Source organism: Streptomyces sp. NPDC002793 (assembly GCF_040295485.1).
In the GTDB taxonomy this organism is placed as follows: domain Bacteria; phylum Actinomycetota; class Actinomycetes; order Streptomycetales; family Streptomycetaceae; genus Streptomyces.
This window is the reverse complement of the sequence record NZ_JBEOVL010000030.1, coordinates 36766-50079: the sequence shown is the minus strand read 5'-3', so window position 1 is coordinate 50079 and position 13314 is coordinate 36766. Positions and strand designations below refer to the sequence as shown.

Annotated in this window: 15 protein-coding genes; 5 read left to right on the top strand and 10 right to left on the bottom strand. The window is 71.8% G+C overall.

Annotated elements, in window-relative coordinates:
* Nucleotides 1–43: 43 nt before the first annotated feature.
* Nucleotides 44–799 carry a class I SAM-dependent methyltransferase gene (locus ABT001_RS25635; RefSeq protein WP_351281799.1) on the bottom strand — a complete coding sequence of 252 codons (756 nt, stop codon included), beginning with the start codon at nucleotides 797–799 and terminating at the stop codon, nucleotides 44–46.
* An 88-nt stretch (nucleotides 800–887) separates the two neighbouring features.
* On the opposite strand from ABT001_RS25635, the gene ABT001_RS25630 reads away from it, so the two are divergent.
* Nucleotides 888–1517: a CGNR zinc finger domain-containing protein gene (locus ABT001_RS25630; protein ID WP_351281797.1), complete on the top strand. Its 630-nt coding sequence runs from the start codon at nucleotides 888–890 to the stop codon at nucleotides 1515–1517.
* Here ABT001_RS25630 and sodX read toward each other — a convergent pair.
* Nucleotides 1421–1858, bottom strand: coding sequence for a nickel-type superoxide dismutase maturation protease (gene sodX, locus ABT001_RS25625; RefSeq protein ID WP_351281794.1), 438 nt, complete (start codon nucleotides 1856–1858; stop codon nucleotides 1421–1423). The two genes, ABT001_RS25630 and sodX, sit on opposite strands and share 97 nt — an antisense overlap.
* Nucleotides 1859–2038: 180 nt before the next feature.
* Here sodX and sodN point away from each other — a divergent pair, with 180 nt between their 5' ends.
* Nucleotides 2039–2434 (top strand): superoxide dismutase, Ni, encoded by a 396-nt coding sequence (sodN, locus tag ABT001_RS25620; protein WP_033298259.1) that lies wholly within the window; start codon nucleotides 2039–2041, stop codon nucleotides 2432–2434.
* Between the two features lie 124 nt (nucleotides 2435–2558).
* On the opposite strand, the gene ABT001_RS25615 is transcribed toward sodN, so the two are convergent.
* The 8 genes from ABT001_RS25615 to ABT001_RS25580 form a co-directional block, all read right to left on the bottom strand.
* Nucleotides 2559–3440, bottom strand: coding sequence for an NAD(P)H-binding protein (locus ABT001_RS25615; protein WP_351281791.1), 882 nt, complete (start codon nucleotides 3438–3440; stop codon nucleotides 2559–2561).
* Nucleotides 3437–3790, bottom strand: a complete 354-nt coding sequence (locus tag ABT001_RS25610) for a DUF952 domain-containing protein (RefSeq protein WP_351281789.1) — start codon at nucleotides 3788–3790, stop codon at nucleotides 3437–3439. Before ABT001_RS25610 ends, ABT001_RS25615 begins: the two co-directional genes overlap by 4 nt.
* A gap of 17 nt (nucleotides 3791–3807) precedes the next feature.
* Complete coding sequence (locus ABT001_RS25605) at nucleotides 3808–4812, bottom strand: NAD-dependent epimerase/dehydratase family protein (protein ID WP_351281787.1); 1005 nt, start codon at nucleotides 4810–4812, stop codon at nucleotides 3808–3810.
* A 168-nt stretch (nucleotides 4813–4980) separates the two neighbouring features.
* Complete coding sequence (locus ABT001_RS25600; protein WP_351281784.1) at nucleotides 4981–5649, bottom strand: DUF6304 family protein; 669 nt, start codon at nucleotides 5647–5649, stop codon at nucleotides 4981–4983.
* A gap of 79 nt (nucleotides 5650–5728) precedes the next feature.
* Nucleotides 5729–6325 carry a GNAT family N-acetyltransferase gene (locus ABT001_RS25595; protein ID WP_351281781.1) on the bottom strand — a complete coding sequence of 199 codons (597 nt, stop codon included), beginning with the start codon at nucleotides 6323–6325 and terminating at the stop codon, nucleotides 5729–5731.
* A 91-nt stretch (nucleotides 6326–6416) separates the two neighbouring features.
* Entirely contained in the window at nucleotides 6417–7460 is a 1044-nt protein-coding gene (locus tag ABT001_RS25590; RefSeq protein WP_351281779.1) for a family 2 encapsulin nanocompartment cargo protein polyprenyl transferase, read from the bottom strand.
* 97 nt (nucleotides 7461–7557) lie between these two features.
* Nucleotides 7558–8964 (bottom strand): family 2B encapsulin nanocompartment shell protein, encoded by a 1407-nt coding sequence (locus tag ABT001_RS25585; protein WP_351281777.1) that lies wholly within the window; start codon nucleotides 8962–8964, stop codon nucleotides 7558–7560.
* 272 nt (nucleotides 8965–9236) lie between these two features.
* Complete coding sequence (locus ABT001_RS25580) at nucleotides 9237–10664, bottom strand: FAD-binding oxidoreductase (RefSeq protein WP_502967519.1); 1428 nt, start codon at nucleotides 10662–10664, stop codon at nucleotides 9237–9239.
* A gap of 102 nt (nucleotides 10665–10766) precedes the next feature.
* Here ABT001_RS25580 and ABT001_RS25575 point away from each other — a divergent pair, with 102 nt between their 5' ends.
* The 3 genes from ABT001_RS25575 to ABT001_RS25565 all read left to right on the top strand — a co-directional run bounded on the left by ABT001_RS25575 (nucleotide 10767) and on the right by ABT001_RS25565 (nucleotide 13287).
* A complete protein-coding gene (locus ABT001_RS25575) occupies nucleotides 10767–11219 on the top strand; it encodes an RrF2 family transcriptional regulator (RefSeq protein WP_351281772.1) in 453 nt (150 codons plus the stop codon).
* 136 nt (nucleotides 11220–11355) lie between these two features.
* Entirely contained in the window at nucleotides 11356–12555 is a 1200-nt protein-coding gene (locus tag ABT001_RS25570; RefSeq protein ID WP_351281769.1) for a globin domain-containing protein, read from the top strand.
* A 141-nt stretch (nucleotides 12556–12696) separates the two neighbouring features.
* The gene (locus ABT001_RS25565; protein ID WP_351281766.1) at nucleotides 12697–13287 is read left to right on the top strand and encodes an N-acetylmuramoyl-L-alanine amidase; all 591 of its coding nucleotides are present in this window, start codon (nucleotides 12697–12699) and stop codon (nucleotides 13285–13287) included.
* Nucleotides 13288–13314: the final 27 nt, after the last annotated feature.

The following is a 13314-nucleotide window of genomic DNA, read 5'->3' as shown; positions in this document are numbered from 1 at the left end:
GGAGGGCGGTACGGACCGGGTCCGTACCGCCCTCCTCGTCGTTCTACTTCACCGCGAGCACCAGGCTGTCCGACGGTGAGGCCCAGACGGCGCGTGCCTCGCCGAAGCCGGCCTCGCGGAGGGTGCGGGCGTGCCAGTGGACGGACGGCATGTCGCCGTCCGCATGCTCGCCGTAGATCGCGAACCGCTCGGCGGTGGGCTCCGCGAGCGCCGGGTCCTTCGCCGCCAGGGCCCACCACTCCGCCCAGTCCACGGCGCCGGCGGCCCGGGCCCGGTCCATGGCGGCGTGCCGGTGGGCGCGTTCCGCGGCGTTGATGCGAGGGGTGTCGGTGTCGATCATGTGATCCGCGTTCATGAAGACCCCGCCGTCCCTGACCAGCGAGCCGATCTGCCCGTACAGTGCGGCGAGCGGCTCGGCGTGCAGCCAGTGCAGGGCGGTGGCGGTCAGCACGGCGTCGTACGACGGGTACGGGAGCCGCTCCGTCCAGGCGGGGTCCTTCAGGTCGGCGGTCACGAAGGTGGCACGGTCGTCCCCCTCGAAGGTGCCGCGCGCGATGGCGAGCAACGCGGGGTCGAGGTCGACGCCGGTACTGGTGGCGTTCGGGAACCGCCTGAGGAGCCGGTCGGTGATACTGCCCGTACCGCACGCCAGGTCGAGCACCCTGGGTTCGGGCCCCACCACGGCCTCGACCATGTCCAGCATCACTCGGAACCGCTCCTCGCGGTCCGGCATGTACCACTCCTGCTGCCGGTCCCAGCTCTCCTGCCAGGACTGCCAGTCGGTGCCCGTCTCCGCCATCCCAACCTCCAGGTAACACCCACGTAGCGCAATCGACCATTACGCTGGTCGATGGAGCGACCATAGACCGACACCGTAAGGACTACAAGTGGAACTGGCCTATTACTCGGACTACGCCGTGCGTCTGGTCAACACCGAGGAGCCGGCCCGCAGCAAGGACTCACTCACCACGGTCGAGTCCGTACGTGAACTGTTCGGTGCCAACGCCCAGGCCGCCCGCCGGGCGACGGACGCGGACGTCACCCGCTTCCGGTCGGTGCGGGCCCGGCTGCGCGCCGTCTTCGAGGCCGCCGACGGGGGCGACGAGACCCTCGCGGTCGATCTGCTCAACTCACTGCTGCTGGAGTTCCCGGTGAGCCCCCAGATCTCCGGCCACGACACCCGGGACGAGGACGGCACACCGGACTGGCACATGCACCTCTCCGACCATCCGTCGAACGCGACGGCGGGCTTCGCCGCGATCGCGGCGATGGGCCTCGCCTTCCACCTGACCTCGCACGGCGTGGACCGGCTCGGCCTGTGCGAGGCGACTCCGTGCCGCAACGCCTACCTCGACACCTCGACCAACCGCTCGCGACGCTACTGCTCGGACCGCTGCGCCACCCGCGCCAACGTGGCGGCCTACCGGGCCCGCAAGCGCCTGGAGACGAACCGCTCGGGCGAGACGCGACGCACCGCGGACAGCGCCCAGGTCGGCAGCGCGAGCACCGACCGCTGATCCTTCCTCGGCGGCCGGTAGCGGGCCCGGACCCGGGCCAGCACGAGCTCCTCGGGCACCACCCCGTAGTCCGTGCTGTCCCCGCCCGCGTACGCGTTGTCGCCCAGCACCCACCAGCCCCCGTCGCGCCGCTCGGTGGCCCGCTTGACGACCAGCAGGTCCTGCTGGAACGGGTGACGCAGGATCACCACGTCCCCAGGTCGCACGGGCGCCCCGCGCTGCACGAGCAGCCAGTCCCCGTGGTAGAGCGTGGGCACCATCGAAGGCCCCGTCACCTCCACCACCTGGAACGGCCTGCGCGCCGCCCGCCCCCTCCACGGTTCCTGCGCCGGTTCCGGCATCTCTGGCACCTCCCGGTCCAATCCTCCAGCACATGGCGGCGCGTACCGCTCCGCATTTCGGCCACCGGTCCCATCCTCACCCCGGACTTTTGGCCTAAGCCCAAGGGGGCAGCCGCAAAAAGAGGCTCCCTACGGAGTAATGTCCCACCTGAGAAGACGATCACGAGGAAGGACAGCTCCATGCTTTCCCGCCTGTTTGCCCCCAAGGTGAAGGTCAGCGCCCACTGCGACCTCCCCTGCGGCGTTTACGACCCGGCCCAGGCCCGCATCGAGGCGGAGTCCGTCAAGGCCGTCCAGGAGAAGTACCAGGCCAACGAGGACGCGGACTTCCGCACGCGCGCCGTTCTGATCAAGGAGCAGCGCGCCGAGCTCGCGAAGCACCACGTCTCGGTGCTCTGGAGCGACTACTTCAAGCCCCCGCACTTCGAGAAGTACCCGGAGCTGCACCAGCTGGTCAACGACACCCTGAAGGCGCTCTCCGCGGCCAAGGGCTCGAACGACCCGGCCACGGGCCAGAAGGCTCTGGACCTGATCGCCCAGATCGACAAGATCTTCTGGGAGACCAAGAAGGCTTGATCACCCGATCAGCTGACCCAGGCTCCGCCCCGGGTCGGACGGGTGAACGGAAGAGCCCAGCCGCTCCGTGCGGTTGGGCTTTTCTGCTGTTCCCGGCTGTTCGGGAGCCGGGTCGGCCACCGCCTCAGGACTCCGGCAGGAGATGGCGGTAGCTCTCCGGGTTCTCCTGGAGGAAGGCGGCCAGGCTCCGGGCCGGATGGCCCGTGAGGAGGGGGACGGCGTCCGAGACCGTCTCCAGTTCGCCTGCGGCGATCGCCTCGTACGAGGTGACCCAGCCGGCCACTTCCCACTCCGGGGCACCGTAGTGGGCACGGGAGGCGTAGGCCTCCTCCCTGGTCTCGGGTGCGTAGCGGATCGTGCGGCCGGTACGCCGGCTCAGTTCGTCTGCCGCCTCCGCCAGGGTGAACGCCTCGGGGCCCGTGAGGTCGTACGTCGTGCCGTCGTGGTCCGTTCCCTCGTCCAGCAGCACCGCTGACGCCGCGTCCGCGATGTCCTCGTGGGCGACGGCCGAGACCCGCCCCTCGCCGCCGGGACCGCGCAGGACGCCGTCGGAGCCCGTCATCGCGGGGATCGCCGCGAGGTACCAGCTGTCCCGCAGGAAGGTGTGGCGCACCCCGGTCATCCTGATGTGCGCCTCGGTGTGCCAGTGGTCGCGTGCGAACGTGAACGTCGCGTCCGGTGCCGCCCCGAGGAACGACACGTACACGATGCGCTCGACGCCGGCGGCGACTGCCGCGTCCACCGCCGTGGTGTGCTCCAGCACCCGGTCCGGACTCTCGTGCGCCGAGACGAGGAACAGGGTGTGCGCGCCCTCCAGCGCGCGGTGCATGGCCTGGCCGTCGCCGTACGCGGCAGGGGGCGCGGCGGTCGCTCCGGGCAGCCGGGGCAGCCGGGACGGGTCCCGGCCGAGGAGCCGCACGGGGACGCCGGTCCGGGCCAGCCGCGCGGCCACCCGGCCGCCGACAGCGCCGCTCGCGCCGGTCACCGCGACAAGCGGGCTGATCATCGCGCTTCCCCCGTCTCCGCTGCCATGTCCCGGGCCCAGGGGCGCACCTCCACGACCGCGCCCGTCGGCAGCGGCCCGTAGATGTGCGGGAACTCCTCGCCGCCGGGCCGCACGGCCTCGTACCGGACGGGAGCCGGGAGCAGGCCCGTATCGATGACCAGGACCACCAGGCCCTCGTCGTCGGAGCCGTACAGCGCCCGGGCGACGGCGGGGAGCTGGTGGGGCAGCGAGCAGTGGATGAAGCCCTCCTCGCGGAGGGTGCGGCCCCGGGTGGACATCTCGTACGTCCCCGCACTGCGGGCGGCCTCCCACAGGGGCTCTTCCGTGAGGTGCAGCAGGTGTTCGGTCATGAGGTCACGCTAAGCGCTCAGGGGGTGTCGAGCGACGACAGGAGCTTCGCCTCGGTCCGCGCGTCGAGACCGACTGCGGGCCGGTCCGGGCGTTGCGGGGCGGTCCCGCCGCGCTCACACAGCCAGGCCCAGGTGTCGGCGACGGTCTCACCGACGGGCCTGCAGCGCAGGCCCGTGGCGTGCGCCTTGGTGACATCGCCCTGGTGCAGGCTGTCGTGGAGTTCTCCGGCCGGCAGCCAGACCGGGAGGTCCGTCCACGGCTCGACACCCGCCGCGAGGAGGGCCTCCGGGTCGGTCCACCGCAGTCGGGCGCGGGAGCCGGTGACGCGGACGCAGGTGTCCAGGAGCTCGCCCATGGTCGTGTGCCCCGGCCGGCTCACCGTGTTGTACGCCCCGCCCAGGCCGTCCGCAGCGGCGTTCAGGAGCCAGTCCGCCAGGTCCCGGGCGTCGATGTACTGGAGCCGGGCGTCCGGTGGCCCCGGCGCGATGACCGGTCCGCCCCTGGCCGTCCGGGTCAGCCACCACGGCAGACGGCCGATGTTCTCCCCGGGGCCGAGGATCAGTCCGGCCCGGGCCAGCAGGGCCCGGTCGCCGAAGGCGTCGAGTGCGGCGAGCTCTCCGCCGCGCTTGGCCAGGGCGTACGACACGTCCTCCCCGGCGTCCGGGGAGGCCCCGGTCACCACCGGTCCGTCCTCCTTGAGCCCTGCCGGAGTGGGGTAGGCGTACACGGACCTGCTGGAGACGTAGCTGAAGTGGCCGGCCCGGCCCGCCAGCAGCCGGGCGGCGTCCCGTACGGCGGAGGGCGCGCCGCTCCAGGTGTCGACCACCAGGTCCCAGGTGCCGTCGGCCAGTGCCGCCAGCCCCGCCTCGCCCGTCGTCCGGTCACCGGTCAGGGCCCGGGCCCCGGCCGGTGCGGCGTGGCGGCCGCGGTGGAAGACGGTGACCTCCCAACCGCGTGCGAGAGACGCGTCGGTGACGGCGCGTCCTACGAATTCTGTTCCGCCCAGCATCAAGAGCCTCATGGGGTCAGCGTGCCCTCCTGCGCGGAAGGGGGAAACGGGACCTCGCTGTCGGCAGAACGGGGAACTTCTCCGGCCCCGGGTGTGCGGCAGTCACGCTCCGGGGGAGCGGCGACGTGCCGGGTGCCCACGCGGACACGGCAGGATACGGCGCCTGCGCCCTGACGTGGCTCAGGCGAGTTCGAGCGGGAAGGCACCCCGGTGGCCCGTGCCGGCACCGTGGGCCGGGCGCGGTTCGAACTCCCGGCAGCTCCATATCTCCTGGACGAATCCGGTGCGCCGGTCCCAGAGGCCGGCGACGTCGTCCCCGCCCGTCACGTCACGGTAGGCGTCCTTCGCCCCGCGGAAGCAGGCGAGCCCGCCGGACAGGCCGCGGGTCGGAACCGGGAAGTAGTCGGAGAAGGCGCACGCTATGCACGTCTGCAGATGCATGTCCGGCGGCAGGATCCGCTGGACCGTGGCCAGCGCTGCGGCGAAGTCGCCCTCGGCGCGGTTCGACTCGTACACCGCCCCGTCCAGATGGAGTGCGAGATACAGGTCCGGGTCCGCCCGGCGCAGGGACAGCAGGCAGCTGAGCGTGGCCTGCCGGACCGTTCCGGACACAAGGACCGGCAGGGGCAGATCCCACTCCAGCACGCAGTCGTCGAGCACGCCGGCCACCAGGTCGAAGAGCCCCTCCTGGACCGGCGCACCCGCCACCGGGGCCAGTCCGTCGAAGCTCTCGCCCTCGAAGTCCGTTCCCCGGACGCGGATACGGAGCTGCTGTCCGTCCGTGGTGAGAATGACGGCCTCGGAACCCTGACGGTCCCGGTACCAGCCTGCCCACGACTCATCTGTCATGAGCAGGGACTGTAGCCCGTGCCACCGGGCCACCCCGGTGGCACCCTCCCCTTCCGTGCCGGCGCCGGCCGCGGCCCGCTCATCCGGTCCGGGGCTCACGCCACATGGGCCACATCGACGGGCCGTCAGGAAGGTCCACGGTCCGCCCCATGAGGGTGAAACCGAGCCGCTCGTAGAGAGCTCGGCTGCGCCCGCTGCTCGCCTCCAGATAGGCAGGGGTGCCCTCCCGGTCACAACGCTCCAGGACCCCTCTCATCAGCGCCTCACCGATCCCCTCGCCCTGGCGCTCCGGGGAGACACCGATCATCAACAGGTACTCGTGCGCCCGGTCGTGGGGGTGGACGGCTCCGGTCAGCCTCCCCACCAGCTCGGCCCGCTCGTTGTCCGGATCCGCCGTCTCCCGCATGAGTGCGGGAGTGTCGTCGTCCTCCTCCGGGACGCCCGCCGGGACGGAGAGCCAGAGCGCCACCGCCGCACCGTCCTCCAGCAGGTCGACCCGGCCTCCGTCCAGGGTGACGTCCGCGAAGACTCCGAGGAACTTCCCGTGCACCGCTCGCCGGTGCTCCTCGTCGGGAAAGACCCAGCTGCTGACCGGGTCCTCATGGAAGGCCTCCTCCAGGATCCGCACGACCTGGTCCCTGTCCCGCCGTTTCGCCCGCCGTACGCGTACGCCCATGACCGGCCCCTCCCTCACTCCGTGCCGTCGCTCTCAACTGACGCACCGGATACTAGAGTTGGAGCAAAGGCCAGGTCACGGGCAGCACCGTTCAGTGGGTCCTTCGGGTGACGAATTCGGCCAGGGTAAGCAACTCCCCCGTGGCTTCCGGCGCGGGCACCGCACGGGACAGGTGCTGGACGGCCCGGGCCATCCGGTCCGCGGCGGCGGCCTGGGCCCAGTCGCGGCCTCCGGCCCGTTCGACCGCGTCTGCGGCGCTCCTCAGCTCCCCCGGGGTGTTCATGGCTCCCTGGTACAGCGCGGCGAGCTCGGCGGCGGCGGAGGTCTCCGAGGTGAGCGCCGCGACCACCGGCAGGGACTTCTTGTGGGCGGCCAGGTCGGCCCCGACCGGTTTGCCCGTGCGGTCCGTCTCCCCCCAGATACCGATGAGGTCGTCGATGAGCTGGAAGGCGAGCCCCGCTTCCCGGCCGAAGCCGTCCATGGCGCGGACCGCCCGCTCCCCCGCCCCGGCGTAGAGCGCGCCGAGAGCGCAGGCACAGCCGAGCAGGGCGCCCGTCTTGGCCATGGCCATGGCGAGGGACTCGTCCAGGGTGACCTCGCCGGGGTTGCGGTCCTCCAGGGCACAGTCGGCCTGCTGCCCCGCGCACAGCTCGATGACGCAGGTGGAGAGCCGTACCGCGGCGTGCGCTGACGCCGGGTGCGGGTCTTCCGCCAGCAGCCGCAGGGCGAGGGAGGACATGGCGTCTCCCGTGATGACCGCGTCCGGCACTCCGAACACCGCCCAGGCCGTGGGCCGGTTCCGGCGGGTCGTGTCCTCGTCGATGACGTCGTCGTGGAGCAGGGTGAAGTTGTGCGCGAGTTCGACGGCGACGGCCGCCCGCATCGCCGCCTCCGGGTCACCGCCCAGCGCGCGGGCGGCAGCCAGGACGAGCGCCGGTCTGATGGCCTTGCCGGCCTGCCCGGAGGCGGGGCTCCCGTCGGCGTTCTGCCAGCCGAAGTGGTACATGGCGACCCGTCGGATCGCCCCGGGGAGCGTTCCGACGGCTGCCCGGAGGTGGGGGTCGACGGCGCTGCGGGTGTCCTCCAGGAGAGCGGCGGCCTTGCGCCCCTCCATCGCGGCATCCGTACTGGTCATGGTCACGGTCACTCCTTCCGGGCGCCCACGGGGCACCCTGGTCGCGGCCTCGGCCCGCCGGGCCCGGGGGCGGCTGCCGCCGGCGCCCCGGGGCACGTCACCGCCGGCGGCTCACCTCCACGTTCTCCAGGACGCCGAGGGCGTCCGGCACCAGCACGGCCGCGGAGTAGTACGCCGTCACGAGGTAGGAGATGATCGCCCGCTCGTCGATGCCCATGAAGCGGACCGAGAGGCTGGGCTCGATCTCGTCCGGGATGCCGGTCTGCTGGAGCCCGACGACGCCCTGTTCGGCCTCGCCGGTCCTCATGCAGATGATCGATGTGGTGCGGGCGTCGGTGACGGGGATCTTGTTGCAGGGGAAGATCGGCACTCCCCGCCAGGCGGGCACGTGGTGCCCCCCGACCTCGACGCTCTCCGGCGTCAGGCCTCGCCTGTTGCACTCACGGCCGAACGCCGCGATGGCCCGCGGATGGGCGAGGAACAGCTTCGATCCGCGCCGCCGCGACAGGAGCTCGTCCATGTCGTCGGGGCCGGGCGCCCCGTCGTGGGGCTGGATGCGCTGCCCGTAGTCGCAGTTGTTCAGCAGGCCGAACTCCCGGTTGTTGACGAGCTCGTGTTCCTGGCGTTCACGCAGCGCCTCGACCGTCAGCCGCAACTGCTGTTCGGTCTGGTTCATCGGCTGGTTGTAGAGGTCGGCGACCCTGCTGTGGACCTTCAGCACGGTCTGGGCGACGCTCAGTTCGTATTCACGGGGCGCCAACTCGTAGTCGACGAAGGTGTGCGGGATGACGCTCTCTCCCGCATGGCCGGCCGACAGGTCGATCTCCGCCTCGCCGTAGCGGTTGGTCCGCTGGTGCGGGATGGTGAGGAGCCCGGCGAGGTGGTCCCGGAGCGAGTCCGCGCGGGCCGCGAGGTTGAGCACGTCCGACCGGCGCAGCGTCAGCAACGTGCAGGCGGTCACCGCACGGACCGTGTACGTCCAGGTCGCGCCGCCGTCGATCAGGGCCTGGTCGCCGAAGTAGGCGCCGTCGGCGAGGACTCCGAGCACCGTCTCGTCGCCGTACGGCCCCGTACCGAGCTTCTCGACCTTGCCGTGGGCCAGCAGATGGACCTGGTCCGCCACGTCCCCCGATGCGGCGATCACCTCGCCGGCCGCGACATCACGCTGTTCACACCTGCGCGCCAGCTCGGCCAGCACCTCCTCGTCGGCGAATGTGCGCAGGGCGGGAAGCTCGCCGAGCTCGGCCGGGATGACCGTGACCCGGTCGCCCGTCTGGACGAACGTCACCCTGCCGTCCCCGACCGAATAGCTCAGCCGGCGGTTCACCCGGTACGTGCCGCCCTGTACCTGCACCCATGGCAGCATGCGCAGCAGCCACCGCGAGGTGATCTCCTGCATCTGCGGGGCGGACTTGGTCGTCGTCGTGAGGTTCCGCGCAGCCGCTGTGCCGAGACTCTGCTGCGGCTGCGGCTGCGTGTCGCGAACCTCTTCACCAACGGACATCCGACATCCTCTCGATCATGAGCTGACCTGCGAGACGAGACTTGCAGTCGAGGGACGTCATGCACCATTACACAAAAGAGTGTGACTATTCGGGCCCGGGCCGGGAACGTCGCCCGCGTCGAGGCGCTCGTGAACAGCCCGAGCGAGATCCGAACAGCTCATCGAACTCGCGACACGGCTCCGGACGTGGGCGACGAGCGGGCACTGCGCGTGCCCGTGGTGCTCGGCGAACCGCTGCGACAGGACGCGACAGGAACAGCCACGCGGAGCCGTCAGCGCGCCAGCGGCGCTCCGGATACGACGACCTTGCCGGGGTTGAGGATGCCGTGCGGGTCGAGAGCCGCCTTGACGGCGCGTTGCATGGCGAGGTTGACCGGACCCACCTCCCGGCCCATGCCGCCCATCTTCAGCAGACCCACGCCGTGTTCTCCGGTGACCGTGCCGCCGAAGGAGATCGCCGCGTCGAGGATGTCCTCGAAGGCGAGCTGGGCGCGGGCCCTGGCCGCGTCGTCGCCGGGCTCGGTGATGATCAGGGGATGGAGGTTGCCGTTGCCGGCGTGGGCGATGTTGGCGATGAGGACGTCGTGTCGGTCCGCGATCTCCTCGACACACGCCAGCATCTGCGGCACCCGGGCCCGCGGCACGACCACGTCCTCGGTCAGGACCGGCCCCAGTCGCTCCAGTGCCGGGTAGGCCAGTCGGCGGGCCTGGAACAGGGCGTCCGCCTCCGCCTGGTCGGTGGAGACCTCGGCCCAGGCGGCGCCGGCCTCCGCGAAACAGGCCCGGACGGCCTCGGCCTCGGCGTCTCCGGCGGCCCCCGGGGTGTCCACGCGGCCGAGCAGGATCGCGTTCGCGTCCGCCGACAGCCCCATGTTCTTCCACTCGTCGACGGCCTTCAGGCAGTGCCGGTCGAGGAGTTCGAGCGCCGAGGGCACGATGCCCGCCGCCGTCACCCGGCTCACCGCGTCGCCGGCCGCAACGACCGAGTCGAAGAAGCCGGCCACGGTGCGTTCCGCGGGCCGCGCGCCCCGCAGTTTGACGGTGATCTCGGTGATCACTCCGAGGGTGCCCTCCGAGCCGACGAACAGACCGCACAGGTCGTACCCGGCCACCCCCTTGGCGGTCTGCCGGCCGACCCGCACGATCTCGCCGAGGCCGTTGACCACTTCGAGCCCGAGCACGTAGTCGCGGGTCACGCCGTACTTGACGCAGCACATGCCCCCCGCGTTGGTGGCGGCGTTGCCCCCGATGGTGGACCAGGGGGAGCTCGCCGGGTCCGGCGGGTACCAGAGGCCCTGTCCGGCGCAGGCCGCGCGCAGGTCGTCGTTGACGACGCCGGGCTGGACGACGGCGAGGCGCTCCACCGGGTCGATGCGCAGGATCCTGTTCATGTCCTCGAAGGAGAGGACGACGGCGCCGTCCACCGCGTTGGCCCCGCCCGACAGCCCGGTACCCGCGCCACGCGGGATCACCGGGATCCGGTGCTCCACGCAGTACGCGACGACGGCCCGCACCTCATCGGTGTCCTGGGGCCGCACGACGGCGAGGGGCATCCCTGACGGGGCCCACTCGGCCTCGTCGTGCGCGTACCGGCCCAGGCTGTCCGGGTCGGTGATGACCTTGCTCGCCGGTATCCCGTCGGCTGCGTTCGGCTTCGGCACGGCCGCTGACCACCTCTCTTGCCCATGCGCGCCCCGCATCCGTCACGGGGCGGCACCTTCCATGATGACGCGGCCCCCCGTGCGGAGGCCGGGCGGGCAACCTAAGTTGCATCCAAGATGCAACTTATCTACGCTGCCGCCATGCGGCTGACGCGATTCACCGATGTGGCGCTCCGGGTACTCATGCGCCTGACGGTCACGGCGGAGGGGGGCGACCCGCCGACCACCCGCGAGGTGGCGGCCACCATGCAGGTGCCGTACACCCACGCGGCGAAGGTCGTCGCCCGCCTCCAGCACCTCGGCCTGGTCGACGCGCGGCGGGGCCGGGGCGGCGGCCTCACCCTCACCGCCGCGGGCCGGTCGGCCTCGATCGGCGCCCTGGTGAGGCAACTGGAGGGACCCGGCGAGGTCGTCGACTGCGAGGGCAGCGCCCCGTGCCCCCTGCGTTCCGCCTGCCGGCTCCGTTCGGCGCTGCGCCAGGCCGAAGAAGCCTTCTACGCCTCGCTCGACCCGCTCACGATCGACGATCTCGTCGCCTCCCCCACCGGCCCACTGCTGCTCGGCATCAGCCGCGGCCGCCCCGCGCCCGGCTGAGCCGGGAGCGGGCCCACGCGCACCACCCTTGCCGCGCATGGCCGGAAACCCCTGCCACGCATGACTGAAAATAAGCATGCGATATACCAATTACACGGCCGTTCGCCAGACGGCCCTCACCCCAAGGAGTCACCCGATGCTCTCCGAGACCTCGACCGCCACCGTCCGAGCCACCCTGCCCGCCGTCGGGGCGGCCATCGGGGACATAGCGGACCTGTTCTACCGGAAGCTGTTCGAAGCCCACCCGGAGCTGCTCCGTGACCTGTTCAACCGGGGCAACCAGGCGTCCGGCGCCCAGCGCCAAGCGCTCGCCGGCTCCATCGCCGCCTTCGCCACCCAGCTCGTCGAACACCCGGACACCCGGCCCGACGTGATGCTGAGCCGTATCGCCAACAAGCACGCCTCGCTGGGCATCACCGCCCCTCAGTACGAGATCGTGCACACCCACCTCTTCGCCGCGATCGCCGAGGTGCTCGGCGACGCCGTCACGCCCGAGGTCGCCGCGGCCTGGGACGAGGTCTACTGGCTGATGGCCAACGCCCTGATCGCGATCGAGGAACGGCTCTACGCGCACCGGGCCGTGGCCGCGGGCGACGTGTGGCGCGAGTGGACGGTGACCTCCCGCGCCGAGGACACCCAGGACGTCGCCACCTTCAGGATCACCCCCTCCGACGGCACCCCGGCCCCCGGCTTCCGGCCGGGCCAGTACGTCTCCGTCCAGGTGGAACTCCCCGACGGGGCCCGCCAGATACGCCAGTACAGCCTCACCGGAACGACCGGCGCCGGGCACCGCACGTTCTCCGTGAAGCGGGTACGGGGCGAGGACGGCCCGGAGGGCGAGGTCTCCGCGCACCTGCACGCGCGGCTGAGCCCGGGTGACCGGCTGCGCGTCTCGGCTCCGTACGGGGACCTGGTGCTCGACGGCACCGACGACGCCCCGCTGCTCCTCGCCTCGGCCGGCATCGGCTGCACGCCGATCCTGTCGATGCTGGAGCACCTGGCGGAGGAGGGGCACCCTTCGCCCGTCACCGTGGTCCACGGCGACCGGTCGCCGGCCGACCACGCGCTGCGCGTGGACCACGCGGCGCTGACCGGCGGACTCCCGGACGCCTCGGCCCACTTCTGGTACGAGCATCCGGAGCCCGGCCACCCCGCCCACCGCACCGGCACGGTCGATCTGAGCGGCCTCCCCGTCGCCCCGCGCACCCGCGCCTACCTCTGCGGCCCGCTGCCCTTCATGCGCGCCGTCCGCTCCCAACTGCTGGACAAGGGAGTGTCCGCGGCCGACATCCACTACGAGGTGTTCGGCCCCGACCTCTGGCTCGCGCAGGACTGAGCCCGGCCCAGCCCGGGGCCGCGAGGTAACCGGCCGAATCGCACACGATACGAACAGCGCCGGGGCGGGTTTGACGGAGGCTCAGGTTCCGGTACAAGCGCTGTACCGGACACGTTCCCCCCACCGACGAAGGAGACGGCCATGTCCTCACCGATGTCCGCAAGCGACTTCCTCAAGGCCCTCAAGGGCGAAGGACTCACCGTCGTCCAGGTCGGCGACTGGCGCACGCACAACCGCGACCGCCAGGGCCCCTGGGGCCCGGTGCACGGCGTGATGCTCCACCACACCGTCACGGAGGGCACCGCCCGCACCGTCGAGATCTGCCGCGACGGCCACGCGGGTCTGCCGGGCCCCCTCTGCCACGGCGTGATCGCCAAGGACGGCCGGATCCACCTGGTCGGCTACGGCCGCACCAACCACGCCGGTCTCGGCGACGACGACGTCCTGCGCGCCGTCGTCGCCGAGAAGCGCCTGCCGTCGGACAACGAGTCCAACACCGACGGGAACCGTCACTTCTACGGCTTCGAGTGCGAGAACCTCGGCGACGGGAAGGACCCCTGGCCCGCCGTCCAGCTCGAGGCCGTCGAGAAGGCCGCGGCGGCGGTCTGCCGCTTCCACGGCTGGGACGCACCGTCGGTCCTCGGCCACCGGGAGTGGCAGCCCGGAAAGGTCGACCCGCGCGGCTTCTCGATGACGGGGATGCGTAACCGCATCCACGACCGCCTGAAGTAGGGCGGCACGGGCGGCCCACAATGGAGG

Bases quoted from the DNA above. Each gene is read 5' to 3' on its own strand.
- ABT001_RS25615 (WP_351281791.1), bottom strand. From the start codon at position 3,440: ATGATCAGCCCGCTTGTCGCGGTGACCGGCGCGAGCGGCGCTGTCGGC.
- sodX (WP_351281794.1), bottom strand. From the start codon at position 1,858: ATGCCGGAACCGGCGCAGGAACCGTGGAGGGGGCGGGCGGCGCGCAGG.
- ABT001_RS25585 (WP_351281777.1), bottom strand. From the start codon at position 8,964: ATGTCCGTTGGTGAAGAGGTTCGCGACACGCAGCCGCAGCCGCAGCAG.
- ABT001_RS25580 (WP_502967519.1), bottom strand. From the start codon at position 10,664: ATGCGGGGCGCGCATGGGCAAGAGAGGTGGTCAGCGGCCGTGCCGAAG.
- ABT001_RS25565 (WP_351281766.1), top strand. From the start codon at position 12,697: ATGTCCTCACCGATGTCCGCAAGCGACTTCCTCAAGGCCCTCAAGGGC.
- ABT001_RS25635 (WP_351281799.1), bottom strand. From the start codon at position 799: ATGGCGGAGACGGGCACCGACTGGCAGTCCTGGCAGGAGAGCTGGGAC.
- ABT001_RS25600 (WP_351281784.1), bottom strand. From the start codon at position 5,649: ATGACAGATGAGTCGTGGGCAGGCTGGTACCGGGACCGTCAGGGTTCC.
- ABT001_RS25575 (WP_351281772.1), top strand. From the start codon at position 10,767: ATGCGGCTGACGCGATTCACCGATGTGGCGCTCCGGGTACTCATGCGC.
- ABT001_RS25570 (WP_351281769.1), top strand. From the start codon at position 11,356: ATGCTCTCCGAGACCTCGACCGCCACCGTCCGAGCCACCCTGCCCGCC.
- ABT001_RS25595 (WP_351281781.1), bottom strand. From the start codon at position 6,325: ATGGGCGTACGCGTACGGCGGGCGAAACGGCGGGACAGGGACCAGGTC.
- ABT001_RS25610 (WP_351281789.1), bottom strand. From the start codon at position 3,790: ATGACCGAACACCTGCTGCACCTCACGGAAGAGCCCCTGTGGGAGGCC.
- ABT001_RS25605 (WP_351281787.1), bottom strand. From the start codon at position 4,812: ATGAGGCTCTTGATGCTGGGCGGAACAGAATTCGTAGGACGCGCCGTC.
- ABT001_RS25590 (WP_351281779.1), bottom strand. From the start codon at position 7,460: ATGACCAGTACGGATGCCGCGATGGAGGGGCGCAAGGCCGCCGCTCTC.
- sodN (WP_033298259.1), top strand. From the start codon at position 2,039: ATGCTTTCCCGCCTGTTTGCCCCCAAGGTGAAGGTCAGCGCCCACTGC.